We start from the raw sequence: 19161 nt of genomic DNA, 5'->3' as shown, positions 1-19161 counted from the left end.
AACTTATAAGATTTACAAATGAGTACTATAAAGAAATTCAAGGGAGGCATTCCTCCAACACTAAGAAATGGCGAGTGGGCAACCAATGGTAATTACGCTTATCTGGGTATGCCCTTTGATGAGTACAAGGTGTTCCAGGGCATTTTTGATTTAAGTGAATCTCAGTCGGTTTCAGGTTTTGATTTTGAACCTGAACAGAAAGGTTTTATCATAAAAAAAGATACGCCTTTTTCACAGATTGTTGACTTAATCAACTCATTGCCCAAGGCTTTGAAGTATAACGATGATGATGCAACCAGTATTAATCTATTGTTTGAAGATAGTCCTTACATGGATGATACAGGTGCTAGAATTGCATTTCGTGATTTTGCATATACCATCAACCTAAAGCCCTTGGCAGCCGACAATAACGTGCTATTCAATATAGACAACGCTTTCTTGATTAATAACAGTAACGTCAATTTTGAGCTAATCAATTTTCAGTACCCTGCTTCAAAAGGAGCTTTGGAACTCTTTAATAGCTCAGCTACGCTTACCGAGTGTGGTTTTGAGGCCAAACAAGATGTTACTGCAGGAGATATTGTATTTAAAGATTTGGGATTGAACCGAATTGTGGTAGTTAAACCATCATTCAAGATGGAAGCCAACAATGCAGGGAGTATCTTTGATGTGATAGAATCGGGAACTACAGCTAATTTGGTTAATCCACAGCTTTCAGACGCTGCTTATGCACCACGCACAGCAGCTGGACTTCTGAAAGGCGGTATTATCATTATTGGTAATGCAAATAACATTAAGCCAGCTGGAGAAGATGCTTTACAAACGAGCCCAACATCAAACGAGCATGGAGGTATCGAGATACGTACCACTTTTGCCGATAGTATTAGTGGTTCTGTTACAGGTATTAGCTATAATGATCTTGCAGATAAGCCTGATTTAGCCTATAAAGCCGACTTGGTTGATGGGCAAATACCATCTGCACAATTACCATCCTATGTTGACGATGTTTTGGAGTTTGCAACACTCACTGATTTCCCCGAAAGTGGAGAAACAGGCAAAATATATCTCGATAAGGAAAAGAATAAAACCTATCGTTGGAGTGGTTCAGAATATATTTTCGTAGGAAATGCACTTGAATTGGGAGAATCTGAAACGACAGCACATCGAGGCGACCATGGTAAAGCAGCCTATGAACATAGTCAGGCTGACCATGCCCCATCTGATGCTACTAAAGGTGCGGATTGGCAGGTTAATGTGAGTAATAAACCAACTACCATATCAGAAGAGCAAGCTACAGCTATTGAGGCAAATACGGCCAAACGTACTTATCCTCAAACTGATGAAGATAAGCTTTCAGGCATTGATGAAAATGCCACTGTTGGTGCGGATTGGCAGGCGAATGTGAGCAATAAACCAACTACCATATCTGAGGATCAAGCCACAGCAATTGAGGCGAATACAGCCAAACGTAGTTATCCTCAAACGGATGAAGATAAACTCTCTGGCATAGAAGAAAATGCAACTGCTGGAGCTGATTGGGACACAAATTTACAGAACAAACCTGTAACCATAAGCCCAGAACAAGCTGCTGCGATAGAAAGTAATTCTCAAAAGAATAGCTACCCACAAGCAGATCAAGATAAGCTTTCAGGCATTGAAGAAAACGCCACTGTTGGAGCAGACTGGCAGGAGAATGTGAGCAATAAACCAACTACCATATCCGAAGAGCAAGCTGCAGCAATAGAGTCGAATACAGCTAAGCGCAGTTATCCACAAACGGATGAAGACAAGCTTTCTGGTATTGAAGAAAATGCGACTGCTGGAGCGGACTGGAATTCCAATTTGAGTAATAAACCCACTACCATATCAGAAGATCAAGCTACAGCTATTGAGGCTAATACGGCAAAGCGTACTTATCCTCAAACTGATGAAAACAAGTTATCTGGTATCGAAGAAAATGCCACTGTTGGAGCTGATTGGCAGGCGAATGTGAGCAATAAACCAACTACCATATCTGAGGATCAAGCTACAGCAATTGAGGCCAATACGGCAAAGCGTACTTATCCCGAAACAGATGAAAACAAATTATCTAGTATTGAAGAAAACGCCACTGCTGGTGCTGATTGGGAAACAAATTTACAGAATAAGCCTCTAACCATAAGCCCAGAACAAGCTGCTGCAATAGAAAGCAACAGTCAAAAGAATAGCTATCCACAAATAGATAAAGATAAGCTTTCAGGTATTGAAGAAAATGCGACTGTAGGTGCAGATTGGAATGAAAATGTGAGTAATAAACCAACAACTATATCAGAAGATCAAGCTACTGCCATTGAAGCAAATACAGCAAAACGTTCTTATCCCGAAACTGATGAAAACAAGTTATCTGGCATTGAAGAAAATGCCACTGCTGGCGCAGATTGGGATAGCAATCTAACAAATATACCTGAGGTGTTAGTAGCCTTTATACAAGCCCTAGAGAGTGATGGAGTTACGCATTTTGAGATCATAGAAGATGGAACAGTTCTTCGGTTAGGCAAAAAAAATAATTCTAAAGATGAAGACTAAAAAGGGCTACATATCAAGGATTCGTAAGGATTTACGCAATGCACATAAGCACTCTAAAACCACTATTGAGAAGATTGCCAAGGGTTTTGGTATCACCAATAAAAATTTGGTGAAAGAATATACCGAGTTGGCCATAGTTCTTAATGCAAGAGAGATCGCCCATGATGCTTCGCTCAATACCTACGAAAAATATCTTGCTATTGTAGCTCTTTACCAATCACAAGTTAACCTATCCATGCGTACCAGCATGAGCGTGTTGATGCAGCAATATTCCACACCTGCACCAATATCCTTCTTGGCATCAAGTTATGTGCGAAATCCGAAACAAGAAGCACTGTATTTAGATCCATCAGCAGGTAATGGATTATTGACCATTGCACTTCCATATCGCAAGACTTTTGTGAATGAATTGGATGATATTCGTTTGGCTAATTTAAAGGAACAACCCTTTGCCAAAGTAAGTAATTGGGATGCCTTAAAACCGCCTTTTACGTATAATAAAAAGTTTGAAGGTGTGATAACTAATCCTCCTTTTGGAACGCTTTCAGAAGCCATGCTTATTGGCAAATTTAAGATCAAACGCTTGGAACATGCCATGGCTTTAAATGCCCTCAGATGCATGAAAGATGATGGAAAAGCAGCCATCATTATTGGTGGTCATACCTCATGGGACAAACAAGGCAGAGTGTCTGCAGGCAACAATCGCATCTTCCTAAATTACCTCTATCATTTTTACAATGTGGAGGACATTATTCCGATCAATGGTAAAAAATTATACTCTCGACAGGGGACGTCTTTTAACACCAGATTGATACTTGTTGATGGTGCAAAATTGAAACCTGGAGGTGCAGCTCCACTCAAAAATGAGTTGCATAATACTATAGTAAATAGCCACGAAGAACTTTGGGAAAGAGTAAAGCTTCAGAAGTCTCCTCAAGCCTCCAAAACAAATAAGAAGAGTATTGTCCTGGCTAAAAAGAAAGCCATTCGCATTAAACAAAAACAATTGAATCAGTTACTTGAACCCCAAAGCTACGAAGTGCTGCATTTTGACGTTTTGACCCATTTAAATAGTCTAAAAGGAGTCTATGATGTGAAGAATCTGTTTGAGAGCCCCAATAAACATGGGGATGTGGTTTCTCATTTCTCACTGAAATATGCACGAGAGGATCAATGGAATTTTGAAACAGCACGCTTTGTAATTACATGGAATAACAAGTCGATTTTTATACCAGAAATAGGTCAACAATCACTTCCGAATACCGACATGGTGAAACACATTTTTCACCTTTTACATGAACGCTATCCTCGACTTCTAAAACCATTTCAAAATAACGCTCTATGAAATCAAGCATAAAATTCACTAAGAATAGCATCACTGTTCGCTTCACCAGTAAGCCGAAAAATCACGTCGAATCACGACTACTGGAATTGGGTTTTAAGACTAAGGACAACAAGACTTTTATCCGTACTCAAAAGCTCGCTCAAAACGAACATGAGTACTTGCAAGGTATGTTAGGTATTCAAGGTTTGGGTATGGCTTATATTCCAGCAGCGGAGAAAGGCTTTATCTTGGATACTACTGTTCCGGATTCCATGGGACATGAAATGCACATTGCCATCCGCAAAATCAAAAAAAGCATAGGTATGCCACTCTTTGATTTTGTAGCTGAGAAGCTGAATTACGAGAATGAGGATTTGGTTAAATCTCTTTCGTGTGAACAGATCGATGCAGTATCCTTAGCCATCTATAATATCGAAAGTCGCAAGCAAGGGATCATCGTGGGCGATCAAACAGGAATCGGAAAAGGAAGAACGGCAGCAGCTTTAATACGCTATGGCGTGAAAGCTGGATTGCAACCCATATTCCTATCTGAAAAACCCAATCTATTTACCGATTTATATCGTGATCTATCTGACATAGGAAGTTCCGCATTAGTTCCATTTATCGTCAATGCCAAGGAAAGTAAAACCAATATCAAGAATAAGAATGGTGATATCATTTATAAAGCCCCTGAAAAACCAACACAGGAGCGCATTATCAAGGATAAAAGCATCCCGAAAAACTACAATTTTGTTTGTGCGACTTATTCTCAATTTAATCAACCCAAGAAACCCGCCAAGCAGCAGTTTTTATACGCAGCAGCCAAGAATAATATCATCATAATGGATGAAGCCCACAATGCTTCGGGCAGCTCCAATACTGGCGAGTTTATGCAAGATGTATTGCGCCAAACCAAAGGCGTTTGCTTCCTGTCTGCCACCTTTGCCAAACGACCAGATAACATGCCCATCTATGCTCAAAAGACATCCATGAGTGATGCCAATATGAGCAAGGAGGACTTGGTAGAAGCCATTACAAAAGGCGGTGTGGCACTGCAAGAAGTACTAGCAGCTCAGTTGGTATCTGAGGGACAAATGATCAGGCGAGAACGCTCTTTCGAAGGTGTAGAGGTCAATTACATTGAGCTCAAGGAAAAAGCCAAAGAACAGGCTGATATTGCCGATAAGGTAACTTCTATCATTCGAGATATAATCGGTTTTCAGGAGAAGTACATCAACAAACAGGTGAATGAATTGGATCAAATTGCTGCTGCCGAGGGAAAGGAAGTGGAAACCCGAAAGGGAACCAGTAAAGCAGGCGTAGATAACATACCTTATTTCTCAAAGGTATTCAATGTAATCAACCAATTGCTGTTTAGTTTGAATGCCTCCGATGTGGCCGATCATGCCATTAAACGATTAAAAGAAGGTAAGAAACCTATTATTGCATTTGCCTCTACCATGGGAAGTTTCCTGGAAGCTATGGCGAAGCCTGATGATGTGATTAATGGTGATTTTTCAACGGTACTAGAGAAAGGGTTGGATTCTGTATTGCGCTACACCGAGAAAGATATTGATGGAGAAACAGAAGGTAAAACCTTTAATGTATCTGATCTTTCTGAGGATGCTCAGTTAGCTTATCGCGATATCATCAAACGTATTGAACTGGCTTCCACAGGCATTACCATAAGTCCGCTCGACCTGATTATCCAAAAGATTAAAGAGGCGGGATTTACAGTTGGCGAAGTCACAGGACGTAAGCTGTCGGTTCAATACAATTCCACTAAAGCCAAGAATACAACTGCCCTTGTACTCAAACGAAAAAAGGAGAATACAGCCGATTTGTTTCGTCAATACAACGATAATGAGATTGATTGTCTATTGATCAATCAGAGTGGATCAACAGGGGCTTCTGCGCATGCTATTGTTACAGATAAAGTGCCTGCAGAAAAGGTTAAGCAACGTGTGATGGTGATTCTACAACCAGAGCTCAACATCAATACAGAGATCCAGAAACGAGGTCGTATTAACCGAACTGGGCAAATACTCAAGCCTATCTACGATTATATTATTTCATCCATCCCTGCTCAAAAGCGTTTTATGATGATGCTTAAAAAGAAGCTGAAATCATTGGATGCCAATACCACATCCAACCAAAAGAGCAGTAAGTCACAATTGGAATCGGATGATTTTCTCAATAAATATGGCGATAAGGTGGTACGCCAATATATGATGGAGAATCCGCAGCTCAATAAAGCCCTAGATAATCCACTCAAATTTGAAGGCAAAGAGAGTGATGAAACACCCACAGAAGGCGATGCTTCTAAAGTAACGGGACGTGTGGCTGTGCTTTCAGTTAAAGAACAAGAGAAGTTCTATGGCGAAGTGATAGAGCGCTATAATGATTATATCGACTACCTCAAACAATCGGATGAATACGATTTAGAAGTCGAGGTGTTGAACCTAAAGGCCGCATCCAAAGACAAAAGTGTGGTGATTGCTGGTAAGGGAGGACGCTCTGTTTTTGGTAATGATACCTTTTTAGAAAAGTGTGAGTGTAATGTATTGAAGAAACCATACACCAAAACAGAGCTTGATAAGCTGATTAAGAAGCAACTTGGTAACAAGCATCCAGATAGCATTACCAATAATATTATTGAAGCTCATGAGAATTACATAGCAAGTAAATTAGCCAAGGATTTAAAGGACTTAAATAGTAAATATGATGATTTGCTGAATGGCATTTCTGAAGAAAAAGGATATCAGAAAATACCTGTCTTTGAAAAGCATCAGCGCATGCAATATATCACCGACAGAGAAGATGAAATTATACAAGCCAAAAGTCTAGAGACTACCCGAATCCAAACACAAAGTGAGAACCGAAAATCATATCTAAATGGATTCTTCCGCTTCTTTCAAGTCGGGCATGGATATTTTTATCCAGCGCTTAGTTTCGAAAGCGATAGTAGCGATAATTCCTATTGTATTTTCTTGGGTTTTGATATCAATAGCAAGCGAAATAACCCTTATGCACCATCAGCTGTAAAGCTTCGTTTTGCCATAGCTGATAGTCGTAAATACATTGTATTGGCCTGTTCAGGAGATACGGCCAAGGAAATTGAACGGATCCAGGCACGCAGTTTTCAGTTATCGACTTCCCAAAAGGAAAATCTAATTGATAGATGGGATGAAGCGATAAAAGACTTTACCCTGGACCGACAGATCAGATACATCGTAACAGGAAATATACTGCAAGGTTCAGCTGATTTTTCGGGTAAGCTCGTGAGCTTTACCACAAAAGGCAAAGGTGTTCAAAAAGGCATTTTAATGTCAGAAGCATGGTCACCAGAGAATGCCGATAACAAAGCCAATAGTTATGTAGTTGCACCAATAGCCAAGCTTCAAAAGCACATTCTAAGCCTTAGAAGTAGCGCAAGTATCACCACAGAAAATAAGATTACGATTACTCGCCATTTCGATGATACTTTCAAGATCATCATGCCCAAAACAAAGAGTCATATACCGATCTATACAGATAAGGAAGTACTGAAGCTATTACAGAACACACGAGATGGTTTTGAGATGATTTCAGGTAATATGAAGGCATCAGTGAGCACAGAAAAGATGCCCAAACTGATCAAGTTATTGGGAGAACGATTCAGCCTATCAGTAAAAGTACCTCGCCATTATTTTGAGGAGTTTCTGAAAAGTAGCTCAAAACGAAGCGATAGTATCGATAGCCTTACCAAAGAGGCCATGCAAATGTTTGAAACGGATAAAAAAGCCTTCCCACAAAAGCTGGCCAAACAAAAACAATCAGCAACTAAAGGCAAAAAGGTAAAGCTTGATACTGGAAAGCAATTGAAGCTTGTGAAGCTTCGGGCTAAAGCCATTCTGATTATGCAGAAGCAAATGAGCAATGTAGCTGGACTTGGTATGCATCCTAAAATTAAGACACTACTATGAGCCGAACTACAAAAATAACCTTACGCACAGATCGTTTTACTGAGCTCAAGGGCATCGATGATGATGTGGAAAAAGCCTTGCAAGACAAGCAAAAGAATCGTGCTTATAAAGATGCTGGAAAGCGTGTGCATGGCTCTCGTAAAGAGCAAGCCATGTACAGCAAACTCATAGGCAGTAAGGATTTAAATAACATAGAACAGGATGAAGCAACTGCCATTGAATTAATCAAAAAGGATAAGGTTTTCCCTAAGGTTGATGCTCAATTGGAGAAAGAAAATGGAATAGACTCAGGCTGTGCATTTTTAAAATCGAAGATTCGCCAGGCATATCCAGCAAAGCCATATTTGAATACCAAAGAATCGAGAGCACAGTACGTGAAAATGGCAGAAGCAATCCATGAAGTTTTAAGTGAGGCCATTGTTATTGATGATTTGAAGAAGCTATATACCATAGCAACAAACGAACAAATTGTTCCAAGAACTGATTTTACAATGCTTTTTGGTAAAAAGTTAAGGAATATCGTGAGTGTGATTTATGGCTATTCGAGTGGTGTTGGTGTGGCAAAGAAAACACTTACTGAGGCTCGTCAGTATTCAGGTGTAAGTAAAGAAACGGCTGCACCTCTTTACAAGAACCTAAAAACCTATTACGATAAGCTCATTGAAAAACAACAAAAGTGCATTGATTCAGCAAAACAGATTATCTCATCGGCAGATTTACGCAGTCATAAATACAGCGATCTGACTTTTAGAGGTGGTATGCTTTCTAGTATGAATAGCATTCCAGAATACGTGAAGTATGTGGAGTCGGTTTGTACTCGATTTATCAATGATTACAAAAGGGAATTTGATACCAAAAAGGAGCTTTTCCCATACAAAGAATTCAAACCCGATTGGTCATGGTCAGATACCAAAAGATCCACTAAATCAGAAGGTAATACAAAGCCAAAAATAGCAGCCATACCGCTTAGCTATATTAAGCGCACTGGTGGTTTATTTATTGAGCAAGCAGATGAACAGACTGTCATTCATAAACTGCATTTTAAATCGATAACTCTGGGAAACTACGTCAAGGATAATGAAGCCCAGGAGCACATTCGTCATTTTGTGGCATCCATCGTTGATTTATGCGAGATATTGGATATTGATTTAAGTATAAATAAGAAACTAGCCATCGGTTTTGGAGCATTTGGACGAGGAGGTAAAGCGATGGCAACCTATTATCCAATTCGGCAATTGATTAATCTCACCAAACGCAATGGAGATGGTTCTGTGGCGCACGAATGGGGACACTTTTTCGATCACTTTTTGAATGAATTTGGCTTGAGTAGGTTATCACTATTATCGGAAACCACTTATGATTTAATACTAGAGAAATTTGGTCGAAATAGAACTTACCTGAATAACTCAAAGAAATCATTTCGTAAGGCCTATTTCATAAGCACAATGGCATATGTAATAGAAACCGGAGTCACCCAAACACCATTCCACCAAAGCATGGCAGCACTGGTGAGTATGTTACGTTTTGGATACAATCATGAAGACAAATCATTGATAAGTTTTACGGATGCACAAAGCCATGAGAAAAAATCGACAGATAGCTACTTATATCACTATTCAAAACAACAAGGCTCATATTGGAAGAATATGGCTGAACTATTTGCCAGAAGCTTTGAATGCTACATCTATGATAAACTGAAAGAAAAGAATCGAGAGAATAATTACCTGGTATCAGGAGGAATGTTTGCCCATCCAGTTTACCCCCAAGGAAAAGAGCGTACCTACATCAATAAGTGTTTTGACAATTTGATAGAAGCGGCAAAGGCGCAATTTAAGCTAAAGTCCTTTATGCCATTCACCAAACAAAGAGCAGATGAATACATCGATTTGACGGAGAAAGGTAGTGTAAACAAGGGTGTGATTGTAGGTAAAGATCGAAAATTAGCTCTTGCTAAGATAAGAGCCAAAGCCATCCGCATAAAGCAAAAACAAGTCCTTATCAAATGAAGCGAATAATTAATAGTCTACTAAAACGTAATACAGATAGATATGAAACTTACAATAAAGAACTACAAAGAAGCCACTAAAGGAATTGATTTTAAGAAATTACCAGAGGTAGCTCAGGAAGCCCATAAGGAGTTTGATTCATTTGCCGATTTCTACAATGAGGATAAGGATATCAAAGAGATGTTGGATAATCACTTTAAGATTGTGGAGCCTTATCTAAAAGATGCTCCTAAGAAGAGTACATCCTCAAAGAAAGCGCCTGCAAAAAAGGTTAGCACAAAACCTAAAGCACCAAAGAAAAAGACAACAGCAGGTAAAACGACTCGGCAGCCCAAACAAGCCCAACGAAAAGCCATTGAAGTGGATTTAATGCCCATGGAGATAAAGGTAATCAGGCGTTACCTGAATTTTCATAACAAGAGCGTTACCGAACGGCAAGTATCTCTTTTATACAAGGTCATACAAAAGGCAGCTACTGAGAAAACCATCCGAAAAACAAGTAAGTACGCCTCCGAGATTAAAAGTATCAGCAATGATTTGATTAAGACCTATAAGGAGATGAATGCTACCTGTAAGTTTGAAGTTCCATCTTCAATATATAGTAAACTTAAGGGAATAGTAGACGATTATGGTGTTACTCCAGCTGTTGCACTCATAAAACGTTTTATCAACCTGTACGGCAATATTACTAAAGAGAAAGCACAACGTTTGTTGACAACAATTACCAATTCCCTGAAGAATGGAAAAGTAAAGCAATCTGAAAAGGAGTACGATCAGATTAAGAAGGTACAAAAGCATTTAAACGATTACCTGGAAAGTGATAAATTGCTAGTCACAAGCGTTCAACTCAATGGCCTAAAAGGAATAGCTGGATTGGGAAAGTAAACACCACTACTCCATCGCCCAAAAGTAGTGGTACAAGTACAAGGGCAGTAAATAAGTCTATCTCAGTTTCGCCAGATCAAGTGGTATCAGCTAGTGAATTGGCTCAAATGAAGTTTTCTACTTTACGCATTGGCGGTAAGTTTGGTAAACTGCTCGGGCAACCTTACAGTCCATTTTACCTGATGATTTATGGTAAGCGATTCAATGGCAAAAGTTCCGTAGCCATGTTGCTGGCCAATGTTTTAGTAAAAAGTAAGCTAAAAGTACTTTATATCTCCAACGAAGAAGGTGTAAAAGCCTCGCTTCAGGAGAAGTTATTACGTTTAAATATCACGCAGCCCATCGATTTTGTGGAAGATTATAATCCGAAGCAATTCAGAGCATACGATGTGGTATTCTTTGATAGTACCCAAACCATAGGTATTAAACCTGATGATTTTAAAGCATTGAAGCGACAATTCCCCAATACATCATTTGTACTTGTATTTAAAGCCAATCGTGATGGTACATCAAAAGGCGGAAGCGACTGGGAGCATGATTGCGATGCCATTATGCACATCGAAAATCAATCAGCCACCATGGAGAAAAACCGTTTTCCACACGGCAGTAACGAAACCATTAAAATATTCTAATCATGGAAGAAATGACCATTAAATTCTATTGGGTAGTCATTGCTGCCTTTAGCTCATTAATAGTGGGTGTTTTGTCTTACATCATCCGAAATGCACTGGCAAAAAATGCGACCAAAGAAACGGTGGAAGCCAAAACAGACCTGCTTGAAAAGGACATAAAACACTTGGCAAAGGAACTGAATTTATGCGAAGGAAAGTTCGCCGTATTGCACAAACGCATATCCGATTTAAGGGATAGCTCCAAGGAAATATACGTGAGTAAGGAGCTATTCCATCAAACCATTAAACAGCTTAACGAAAAGCTAGATACCATACTAAAATTTGTAGAACGATGAGAAAACTATTTTCAAAGCTAAGCAACGCAGGAGTTGCAAGTACACTTAAAGAAGGAACAAAGCTGATAGATGAAATTTTTACCACCAAGGAGGAAAAGCTCCAGGGTAAAATGGAGCTCTTCAAAATGGCTGTTTCAGACCGAGAATCAGCACGAAACATGTATGCCAAAGACAACTGGTTACAAAAGACCTTTGCAATCTTTTTCCTAGTTGCATGGTGTGCTTTAACATTCGTGATGCTTAACTATTTCGTGTTTCAAACCATTGAATTACAAGATTGGCAAATTGCCTTTATCAGCAGTATCAACGGAGGAATATCCACTAAACTAAGCACGATAATCGACTTCCTTTTCGGAGGTTCAATAAGTGGGGTAAATGATGTAAAACTGAAATCTAAACGATCATAAAACCAAAATCATGAAACATACTAAAACATTTGACGAACTCTTTGATGGAGTTATCAAGCACGAAGGATATTATGCCAATGTCGAGGGCGACCGAGGTGGAGAAACCTATATGGGTGTTGCCCGGAATTTGCATCCCAATTGGGAAGGTTGGCAATACATTGATGCCTACAAGGAAACCTATGGAAAAATAGCTTGGAACTTTAAAATTGATGTTCCTCAATTGACTCAGCTTGTAAAGGATTTTTATGAGCAGACCTTTTACAAAAGGTTTAAAATTGATGAAATCTCCGATGGTTCACTACAAGAAATCATTTTTGATTGGTGCGTTAATAGTGGAGTATGGGGAGCCAGAGGCGTTCAACGTGTGTTAAACCAATTCTTTGAAGCTGATTTAAAAATGGATGGTATTATTGGAAAAATGACACTTGCTGCAATTGCAAATTGCCAACCAAAGGAACTGTTTTGGGAAATCAAGAAAGCACGAATCCGCTATTACCACAAGATTGCCAAGAAAGGCAAAAATTATTTATTCCTTGAAGGTTGGTTGAAGCGGATTAGTTCGAATAAATATATGCGAACTTAGTTTTGTTTACTTCTTTTGATGGATAATAGAGGCTTAATAACCCCTCCTATAATAAGCCCTACAGTTAGAAAAATTGGAAGGCTCTTTTGAAGTTCAGCTCCCCATGCATCAGTAAATTGCACAATTGAGTTAAGTTCGTTGAATGAATACACGGCAATACCTGTCATCAATGTGCCAATGATTGCAGCAAAAGGAATTCCAAATGCTAATCCTTGAGTAATCACATGCTTATTCCTTAAGGTCTTATCAATAAGATGATTAATGTTGTCAATTATAATTATTGCTATAGGAATAACAATTAGTAGAGCTAATCCGTAATATAGCAACCACTTACTAATAAAACTTTCTCCAGAAGACATTTTTAGCAAGGTAAATATCCCGGTTATAATTGCCATTATAAAAGGCAAAGGAGCAAACTTTATAAGGTTTGATTTTATTCGTGATAGAGATTTCATTTATATCAGGTTTTATTCTTGAAATTGAAAAAATAGAACAACACAAGCGTATCATGTTGTTCTAAGCTATCTTATTCACTTATTATCAATTAAGGTTGCTTGCAATATCATTGGTTCGCTACCTGTATTCTTGAATGAGTGTTTAACTCCTTTGGGTGTAACAATTACATCGCCTTGCGAAATAGGATATTCTTTACCTTCAGTATTGTGCTTACCACCACCAGCTATTACAAAGTAAATCTCATCTTGATTAGGATGTATATGCTCACCTACTGATGCTCCAACAGGTACTGTTAAGTTAACTGTAGTATTAATTGGACTTCCATCAGGACGAGGAAGACCGAAACCTATTGCGGCGCGTCCTTTAACAAGACCTTCTCCACCATAAAAACTCTTTTCCCAATTCTTCTGACTTTCTGTTTTAATATGCATCGCTTTATTATTTAAATATTTACTAATAATTACATTACAAATGTACAGAATGCAGACGGGTTGCATGTGGACTCACGGCTCTCTTATGTGGAGATTTAGTTCAATTTTAAAATAAAAAAGGTCTTGATAAATTATACCAAGACCTTAGTTTATTCTATTGAAGAGGTTATTGGATAATGCCTTCCCCATTTTCTAGTTCCTCCTCATGGTCTACATAAAACTCAAGAATCGGAAGTAACATAAAATAGGTGAAAGGATCTTTGTCTTTTACAGACTCCATTACTGAAGCATATATTGGAATTAACACTCTAAAACGCTCCAAAACGGCTGCAAAAAATTCCGATATATTATTGGGTTCTGGAAAAAAACTTAGTTCAGTAGCACTAAGGTTTTCATAGTCAGAAAGTTTATCAGGGATTTGTCCACCCATAGCAATTATTCGGCTCTCAATTTTATCGGCAAACCCACCAAAACTTGATTTTAAAAATTCTATTCGGCTTTTAATTAATAACTCTGCTTTGCCACTTACCTTTATTAAAGCCACTTTTGAGGCATATGCATTAATTGTTTCTTGTGCATATAATGCGACTAACTCTTTATTAATTTCTTCTTGTGTAATACCTTTCAATAAGGTGTTTCCTACTTTTCCCATTGCTATACTTTTTAAATTGTTATCATTAACTAATTACAATACAAAAGTACAGCAGCATAGTGTATTAGATGTGGAAAATAGGTTCAGTAGTTTGGATTTTTAGCTCAAATTTGTTTTGAATTACGGAATTCACTTGGTGAAGCTCCTATGTTTTTGGTAAATAACCTTGTAAAGTATTGAGGGTCGTTAAATCCTGTATCATAAGCTATATCGCTAATGGACAAAGCTGTAGTTTTTAATAAATGTTGTGCTTTTTCTAGTCTTTTGCTATTTATATAATGTTGCGGTGAATCATTATAGGCTTTTTTAAACTCCCGCTTAAAGGATGATAAACTTAGATTACTCAACTTTGCCAACTCATCAACTGATAAATTTGAATAGAGGTGGGTATCAACCACTATACGCAATTGCGTTGTTTGTGGAGCATATAAATCGGATATTAGGTCGGCTATGGAGTTTATGTTTTCCGTCTTTATTAGTAACAATATCAACTCTTTAACCTTTAATTCTAAAATATCATCGGTTACAACTTCAGGATTTTCGAAATAAAACTCCAAGGAATCGATAAATCTTGCTATTATACTGCTTGAGCCTATTATCTGCTCTTTTTTTGCTTTTTGGCTCTTTTCAATAATCAAAGGTAAGTCATCGCCATAAATAGTTTTAAGGTGTTCCGGTATGAGATGAATAGCAAATACATCTACCATTTCACTCTCCATACTTGAAACTAAATCAAAGTAATACGTACCACATTGTAAGAGAACAGCCTCGTTAGATTTAATCGGTATATTTTTTACATTATAGGATTGCATTTTGAAGCCTGCTTCTCTGAAATAAAGAAAGCATCCTTCATTATTAAAAATACCTTCTTTTCGAAATGGAGCCGTTACCTTTGCTTTAGAAATAAGGACTCTTCCTTTGTATTCAAAGTTTTGTCGATTTACAATCATACAATTAAGAATTTTACCGTTCACTACCAATTTTAGAAACCAAACCCATCTTACTCATAACATGATCGTAGCCATGTTGTTTAGAATGTGTAATCGTACATTCGCTACAATCCTTTACGCCGTTAGTGTATTTAAAATTACCTCCACATTCATCTTTAAGCATATATAGGGGACAATAGCAAAAAAGGCAGTTAAATTCTTCTACATTCTTCACTTTATGACATGGAAAAAACTCGCACTGTTTGTGCTGAGTGAACTTATAATTCTCAGTTTTTGTATCTACAAGCATGAAACTTCAATTTTACAGGGTAAGCACTTTTTCATTGTTTTTTAGGTATTGTGTAAGTGGTTCACCCATATACAGAACATCTACTCCTAAATCCTTAATTTTATCCGCTACTCCAAATTGTTCTGCACATGCTTGGCATGCCTCTACATGAACGCCGGCTTCCATCATCTGGAGCACTTCTTTTTGTACTTCTGAATTTTCTCCTACTAGTTGAGCCGATGCGCCCCAAATAATTACATTAACTTCCTTCCACCATCCATTTGGTATTGCATTGGAAGCATACATTACAATCATTTTGCTAATGGTATCTCTATTGGTAGTTGTCCAAAGTATATTTAATTTATCCATTGTTGTTTGTTTAAATAATTTGTAATAATAGTTCAGATAAGTTTGAATCGTAATAATCAGCCTTTGAATACAAAGGGTGAAATAATTCTTTTTTTCGTGAGATATATGCTGTAGTTAATCCGGCTTTTTTAGCTCCAAATAAATCCCAATCATGCGTTGCAACCATTGCAATATCTCTAACATGTAGGGATGCTTGTTGAGCTGCATATTGATATATGTCATTGAAAGGTTTGTAACGAGAAACTGCATCTACAGAATACCAAGCATCAAATAATTCTATAATACCCGCATTTGAAAGCTGTTCTTCTATCATAGCTAATGATGAGTTAGAAACCGCAATAGCTCTTACATCATTTTCTTTTAATAGTTCTAAGGCCGGACGAACATCATCATAAGCAGGTAACTTCTTAAATGCACCTAATATTTCTGATTTTGTTTCTTGAGATAGAGCTTTAGAATTTTCATAAAACAAGTTTTCTAATGCAGCCTCCGCTAATTCACCAAAGTTTTTATATTCACCAACTATTCCCATTACAGTTGAGTTGTGTAATAACTTAGTGAACCAGTACTTTAACACATACTTATCCTCAAAATGCTTATCGAATTGTTTTTTTAATACACTTAAATTCAATAAGGTTTCGTTCATATCAAAGAATACAGCCTTCATTTCTTTCTGTTTAAATTCAAGTTTGTTAATGCTAAAGCAATGTACGAAAAGCCCATCACAGGAGGCTTATATTCCAAAGGTAAAATTTCGGCAGGCACATCTGGGTGAAGGTGAGTGTAAATACCAACTATCATGGTGACAATAACAGCAAGGTTTGCTAAAATAAAAACCCTTCTCCTTAATACTTCATTAAGATTTTCGCTTTTAAAGGCTAAAAAAAGAAGTGTCAAACCAATTCCAATTTCACCAAACTTAACAGCATGTTGCATAATTTCAGGAAACGGGAATCCAATTATTTCAAGATGCTGATAAATAAACGTTTTAAACGGTTCTCTAAATTTAGCTAAGCCTGGCACTAGCATTATAAACCCTAAAACTCCTGATAGTATTTTTACTGACTTCTTCATTTTTTTGTCTTTTAAATTTTTACTAGTACAAAAATAGGCCTAAGCATGATAAGCAATGTGGAGTATAAGTTCAAGGAAATGGATTTTTTGTCCAAATAAACTAATAACACTTTTAGCTTCTAAATTGATATATTCCAATACTTAAAAAGAATATGTACATCATGGTTAATAGTCCATAGGTAAGTTCAAAGCTTCCCCCAATTAAAATATCCAAAATGCCAATACTATAGCCAACTATACCTAATATACCAATTACAATAGCCCCGATTGCAAAGGGTTTGTTGAAACCTGACTTAAACAACGCATACCCTAAAATACCTGTAGATATTACTAGTGTAAAGAATCCAGGACCAGCAAATCCCATAGCCAAATGGTGAATGCCATTAATTACGGTTGCTATTGGGCTTGTTTCATTTGCACCAGATGCAATATATTCGCTTGTGAGTGTGGGTAAGGTAAATCCATCAATCAACAAACCGATAGAATAAAATAGTTGTCCAATGAACAAGCCTATCAAACCCAATAGTCCTACTTGTACTGCTTTACTATTTTCACTGGGTTTAATGTCTTTAAACAAAGAATAAAAACCAATTAGAATTAATGGCGTGGCAAATAGAGCCATAATATGCGAAATCAAATACGCTGAAGTTTGCGAAATTATTACCGTATCAACCAAAGTGTGTGGTGGAATTTGTTCGGGAGTAACACCTGGTGTAAACAGAATTGGAAAAATTCTGAAAACGTTTAAAAGTCCAGCTATGATAAAGCCGATTGCTCCAATTTTCCTATAATTGTTCATAATTCAACATTTAGTATAGGTAAGAGTTTGTTTCTGTTTAACAAACCCCTACACTATAATTTATATGCCTTAACCTTGCATATCTGCCATTACTATATTTTCAGAAAAACTCTGGTAGGCTCCTTCAAACATTTTAGCCATTTCATCAGGAAATAAATGGAATTCTCCATTCGCCAAAGCTTTTACAATCCCTTCTGAAACAACCGAAGTTGGAGACATTTCCGGAAACCCAGCTGTTTTTGCCATTTCTGTTTCTATTGGACCAGGGTGAACACTTAATACGTGAACACCTTTAGCTCCACACTCCACTCTTAAACCTTGAGTTAAAGAATAAGCTGCTGCTTTAGAAGCTGAGTAAGTAGAAAGTGGTGGGAAGTTTTTAATAGAAGCAACTGAATTCATCTGAACAATCGCACCTTTAGATTTCACAAGTGAGCCTGCAAAAGCATTAGCTACTCGTATTAAACCAAATGCATTAATATTTAATTGATTCATAAAATCCGCTTCAGCAGTTTCTCCTAGGGTTCCATGTGGTGTTCCTATACCAGCATTGTTGACTAAAATTTCAACATCCTGGGCTAATTCAGCTGCTTTATTAACGGATTCCGTATTGCTAACATCTAGCTGAACAGTCTGTACTTTATCGCCATATTTTTCTTCCAACTCTTTAGTTGACGCTACATTGCGTACGGCTAAATAAACTTTTTTTGCCCCTTCTGCAATAAATGTTTCTACAATTGCTTTACCAATTCCTCTGTTCGCTCCTGTGACAAGAGCAACTCTGTTTTTTATTGAAATACTCATGATATTTAATTTAAAAATTAGATTACTGATTCTGTTACTTTCTCCCATTTGTACTTTTCAAATGGTTTATCAACTGGAGTAGCTGCAAGATGGTTTACATAGTTGCTAATTACTTTTTGAGATAAACCAAGAATGATATCAAGCATATGTCTGTTTTCGTATCCAACAGCATAAAAACGTTGAGCTTGCTCATCAGCTAACCTACCTCTGTTTCTAACTATTGATAAGGTTGTTTCTCGAAGTACCTCAAGCTTTTCACTAGGAAGAACTGTCTCATTCCTTAAGGCTTCAATTATTTCATCATCTACTTTCATCATTTTAGCAATTCCGGTATGTGCAGGAACACAATAGTGACATTCGTGTTCTGCATTAATACTTTGCCAAACAACAGTTAATTCGTCAGCATTAAATGATGAGTTCGCAAACCAATCATGAAGTTTTTTATATGCTTCTAATAATTGTGGAGACTCAGCTAAAACACCATGCAAATTTGGTATCATTCCAAAATATTTTAACGATTGTTCTAATGATTCTTTACTTTCTGCCGGAGCAGTCTCAATTGTGTGAATTTGAAATTTATTCATGTTATTCTTTTTAAAACAAAGCATCTGCTTAGTTACTGTTTAAAATTTTTTACACTACAAAAGTATATTGAG

General features: G+C 37.5%; 20 protein-coding genes. 9 read left to right on the top strand and 11 right to left on the bottom strand.

What is annotated here, in order from left to right; genetic code table 11:
- Positions 1 to 18 precede the first annotated feature (18 nt).
- The 9 genes from A8B35_RS22390 (at position 19) to A8B35_RS22350 (ending at position 12702) form a co-directional block, all read left to right on the top strand.
- Positions 19 to 2565 carry a ring-infected erythrocyte surface antigen domain-containing protein gene (locus tag A8B35_RS22390; RefSeq protein WP_068475767.1) on the top strand — a complete coding sequence of 849 codons (2547 nt, stop codon included), beginning with the start codon at positions 19 to 21 and terminating at the stop codon, positions 2563 to 2565.
- Positions 2555 to 3910, top strand: coding sequence for an SAM-dependent methyltransferase (locus A8B35_RS22385; RefSeq protein WP_068475765.1), 1356 nt, complete (start codon positions 2555 to 2557; stop codon positions 3908 to 3910). The genes A8B35_RS22390 and A8B35_RS22385 overlap by 11 nt, the downstream gene beginning before the upstream one ends.
- A complete protein-coding gene (locus A8B35_RS22380; protein ID WP_075604081.1) occupies positions 3907 to 7854 on the top strand; it encodes a strawberry notch-like NTP hydrolase domain-containing protein in 3948 nt (1315 codons plus the stop codon). The genes A8B35_RS22385 and A8B35_RS22380 overlap by 4 nt, the downstream gene beginning before the upstream one ends.
- Positions 7851 to 9860, top strand: coding sequence for an LPD1 domain-containing protein (locus A8B35_RS22375; RefSeq protein ID WP_068475760.1), 2010 nt, complete (start codon positions 7851 to 7853; stop codon positions 9858 to 9860). Before A8B35_RS22380 ends, A8B35_RS22375 begins: the two co-directional genes overlap by 4 nt.
- Positions 9861 to 9902: 42 nt before the next feature.
- Complete coding sequence (locus tag A8B35_RS22370) at positions 9903 to 10745, top strand: hypothetical protein (protein WP_068475758.1); 843 nt, start codon at positions 9903 to 9905, stop codon at positions 10743 to 10745.
- A gap of 107 nt (positions 10746 to 10852) precedes the next feature.
- Positions 10853 to 11377 (top strand): P-loop NTPase family protein, encoded by a 525-nt coding sequence (locus tag A8B35_RS22365; RefSeq protein WP_068475756.1) that lies wholly within the window; start codon positions 10853 to 10855, stop codon positions 11375 to 11377.
- Positions 11378 to 11379: 2 nt separating this feature from the next.
- Entirely contained in the window at positions 11380 to 11712 is a 333-nt protein-coding gene (locus A8B35_RS22360; protein ID WP_068475754.1) for a hypothetical protein, read from the top strand.
- Positions 11709 to 12119, top strand: coding sequence for a hypothetical protein (locus A8B35_RS22355; protein WP_068475752.1), 411 nt, complete (start codon positions 11709 to 11711; stop codon positions 12117 to 12119). Before A8B35_RS22360 ends, A8B35_RS22355 begins: the two co-directional genes overlap by 4 nt.
- Positions 12120 to 12129: 10 nt before the next feature.
- Positions 12130 to 12702: a glycoside hydrolase family 108 protein gene (locus A8B35_RS22350; RefSeq protein WP_068475750.1), complete on the top strand. Its 573-nt coding sequence runs from the start codon at positions 12130 to 12132 to the stop codon at positions 12700 to 12702.
- On the opposite strand, the gene A8B35_RS22345 is transcribed toward A8B35_RS22350, so the two are convergent.
- The 11 genes from A8B35_RS22345 to A8B35_RS22295 form a co-directional block, all read right to left on the bottom strand.
- A complete protein-coding gene (locus tag A8B35_RS22345; protein WP_075604079.1) occupies positions 12699 to 13157 on the bottom strand; it encodes a DUF2798 domain-containing protein in 459 nt (152 codons plus the stop codon). The genes A8B35_RS22350 and A8B35_RS22345 overlap by 4 nt on opposite strands.
- A 75-nt stretch (positions 13158 to 13232) precedes the next feature.
- Positions 13233 to 13589, bottom strand: coding sequence for a cupin domain-containing protein (locus A8B35_RS22340; protein ID WP_068475745.1), 357 nt, complete (start codon positions 13587 to 13589; stop codon positions 13233 to 13235).
- Positions 13590 to 13755: 166 nt separating this feature from the next.
- Positions 13756 to 14241, bottom strand: coding sequence for a hypothetical protein (locus A8B35_RS22335; protein WP_068475743.1), 486 nt, complete (start codon positions 14239 to 14241; stop codon positions 13756 to 13758).
- Positions 14242 to 14345: 104 nt separating this feature from the next.
- A complete protein-coding gene (locus A8B35_RS22330; protein WP_068475742.1) occupies positions 14346 to 15191 on the bottom strand; it encodes a helix-turn-helix domain-containing protein in 846 nt (281 codons plus the stop codon).
- Between the two features lie 13 nt (positions 15192 to 15204).
- A complete protein-coding gene (locus A8B35_RS22325; RefSeq protein ID WP_068475740.1) occupies positions 15205 to 15480 on the bottom strand; it encodes a cysteine-rich small domain-containing protein in 276 nt (91 codons plus the stop codon).
- Positions 15481 to 15492: 12 nt separating this feature from the next.
- Entirely contained in the window at positions 15493 to 15828 is a 336-nt protein-coding gene (locus tag A8B35_RS22320; protein WP_068475738.1) for a DsrE family protein, read from the bottom strand.
- Positions 15829 to 15838: 10 nt separating this feature from the next.
- Positions 15839 to 16495 carry a haloacid dehalogenase type II gene (locus A8B35_RS22315; RefSeq protein ID WP_068475737.1) on the bottom strand — a complete coding sequence of 219 codons (657 nt, stop codon included), beginning with the start codon at positions 16493 to 16495 and terminating at the stop codon, positions 15839 to 15841.
- Positions 16492 to 16902 carry a hypothetical protein gene (locus A8B35_RS22310; protein ID WP_068475735.1) on the bottom strand — a complete coding sequence of 137 codons (411 nt, stop codon included), beginning with the start codon at positions 16900 to 16902 and terminating at the stop codon, positions 16492 to 16494. The genes A8B35_RS22315 and A8B35_RS22310 overlap by 4 nt, the downstream gene beginning before the upstream one ends.
- Positions 16903 to 17014: 112 nt before the next feature.
- Positions 17015 to 17701 carry a hypothetical protein gene (locus A8B35_RS22305; protein ID WP_068475733.1) on the bottom strand — a complete coding sequence of 229 codons (687 nt, stop codon included), beginning with the start codon at positions 17699 to 17701 and terminating at the stop codon, positions 17015 to 17017.
- A gap of 69 nt (positions 17702 to 17770) precedes the next feature.
- Positions 17771 to 18505: an SDR family oxidoreductase gene (locus A8B35_RS22300; RefSeq protein ID WP_068475790.1), complete on the bottom strand. Its 735-nt coding sequence runs from the start codon at positions 18503 to 18505 to the stop codon at positions 17771 to 17773.
- A 17-nt stretch (positions 18506 to 18522) separates the two neighbouring features.
- Positions 18523 to 19089 (bottom strand): carboxymuconolactone decarboxylase family protein, encoded by a 567-nt coding sequence (locus A8B35_RS22295; protein WP_068475731.1) that lies wholly within the window; start codon positions 19087 to 19089, stop codon positions 18523 to 18525.
- Positions 19090 to 19161: the final 72 nt, after the last annotated feature.

Origin of the sequence: Saccharicrinis aurantiacus (assembly GCF_001660705.2) — a bacterium.
Lineage (GTDB): Bacteria > Bacteroidota > Bacteroidia > Bacteroidales > Marinilabiliaceae > Saccharicrinis > Saccharicrinis aurantiacus.
Note: the sequence above shows the minus strand (reverse complement) of the source record. Positions and strands in the feature narration are given on the sequence as shown.

What these genes read in the sequence shown, in the direction of transcription:
- A8B35_RS22305 (WP_068475733.1), bottom strand. Translation starts at nt 17,701, where the DNA reads ATGAACAATTATAGGAAAATTGGAGCAATCGGCTTTATCATAGCTGGA.
- A8B35_RS22345 (WP_075604079.1), bottom strand. Translation starts at nt 13,157, where the DNA reads ATGAAATCTCTATCACGAATAAAATCAAACCTTATAAAGTTTGCTCCT.
- A8B35_RS22320 (WP_068475738.1), bottom strand. Translation starts at nt 15,828, where the DNA reads ATGGATAAATTAAATATACTTTGGACAACTACCAATAGAGATACCATT.
- A8B35_RS22295 (WP_068475731.1), bottom strand. Translation starts at nt 19,089, where the DNA reads ATGAATAAATTTCAAATTCACACAATTGAGACTGCTCCGGCAGAAAGT.
- A8B35_RS22360 (WP_068475754.1), top strand. Translation starts at nt 11,380, where the DNA reads ATGGAAGAAATGACCATTAAATTCTATTGGGTAGTCATTGCTGCCTTT.
- A8B35_RS22370 (WP_068475758.1), top strand. Translation starts at nt 9,903, where the DNA reads ATGAAACTTACAATAAAGAACTACAAAGAAGCCACTAAAGGAATTGAT.
- A8B35_RS22385 (WP_068475765.1), top strand. Translation starts at nt 2,555, where the DNA reads ATGAAGACTAAAAAGGGCTACATATCAAGGATTCGTAAGGATTTACGC.
- A8B35_RS22335 (WP_068475743.1), bottom strand. Translation starts at nt 14,241, where the DNA reads ATGGGAAAAGTAGGAAACACCTTATTGAAAGGTATTACACAAGAAGAA.
- A8B35_RS22350 (WP_068475750.1), top strand. Translation starts at nt 12,130, where the DNA reads ATGAAACATACTAAAACATTTGACGAACTCTTTGATGGAGTTATCAAG.
- A8B35_RS22310 (WP_068475735.1), bottom strand. Translation starts at nt 16,902, where the DNA reads ATGAAGAAGTCAGTAAAAATACTATCAGGAGTTTTAGGGTTTATAATG.
- A8B35_RS22300 (WP_068475790.1), bottom strand. Translation starts at nt 18,505, where the DNA reads ATGAGTATTTCAATAAAAAACAGAGTTGCTCTTGTCACAGGAGCGAAC.
- A8B35_RS22365 (WP_068475756.1), top strand. Translation starts at nt 10,853, where the DNA reads ATGAAGTTTTCTACTTTACGCATTGGCGGTAAGTTTGGTAAACTGCTC.
- A8B35_RS22315 (WP_068475737.1), bottom strand. Translation starts at nt 16,495, where the DNA reads ATGAAGGCTGTATTCTTTGATATGAACGAAACCTTATTGAATTTAAGT.
- A8B35_RS22375 (WP_068475760.1), top strand. Translation starts at nt 7,851, where the DNA reads ATGAGCCGAACTACAAAAATAACCTTACGCACAGATCGTTTTACTGAG.
- A8B35_RS22380 (WP_075604081.1), top strand. Translation starts at nt 3,907, where the DNA reads ATGAAATCAAGCATAAAATTCACTAAGAATAGCATCACTGTTCGCTTC.
- A8B35_RS22340 (WP_068475745.1), bottom strand. Translation starts at nt 13,589, where the DNA reads ATGCATATTAAAACAGAAAGTCAGAAGAATTGGGAAAAGAGTTTTTAT.
- A8B35_RS22330 (WP_068475742.1), bottom strand. Translation starts at nt 15,191, where the DNA reads ATGATTGTAAATCGACAAAACTTTGAATACAAAGGAAGAGTCCTTATT.
- A8B35_RS22355 (WP_068475752.1), top strand. Translation starts at nt 11,709, where the DNA reads ATGAGAAAACTATTTTCAAAGCTAAGCAACGCAGGAGTTGCAAGTACA.
- A8B35_RS22390 (WP_068475767.1), top strand. Translation starts at nt 19, where the DNA reads ATGAGTACTATAAAGAAATTCAAGGGAGGCATTCCTCCAACACTAAGA.
- A8B35_RS22325 (WP_068475740.1), bottom strand. Translation starts at nt 15,480, where the DNA reads ATGCTTGTAGATACAAAAACTGAGAATTATAAGTTCACTCAGCACAAA.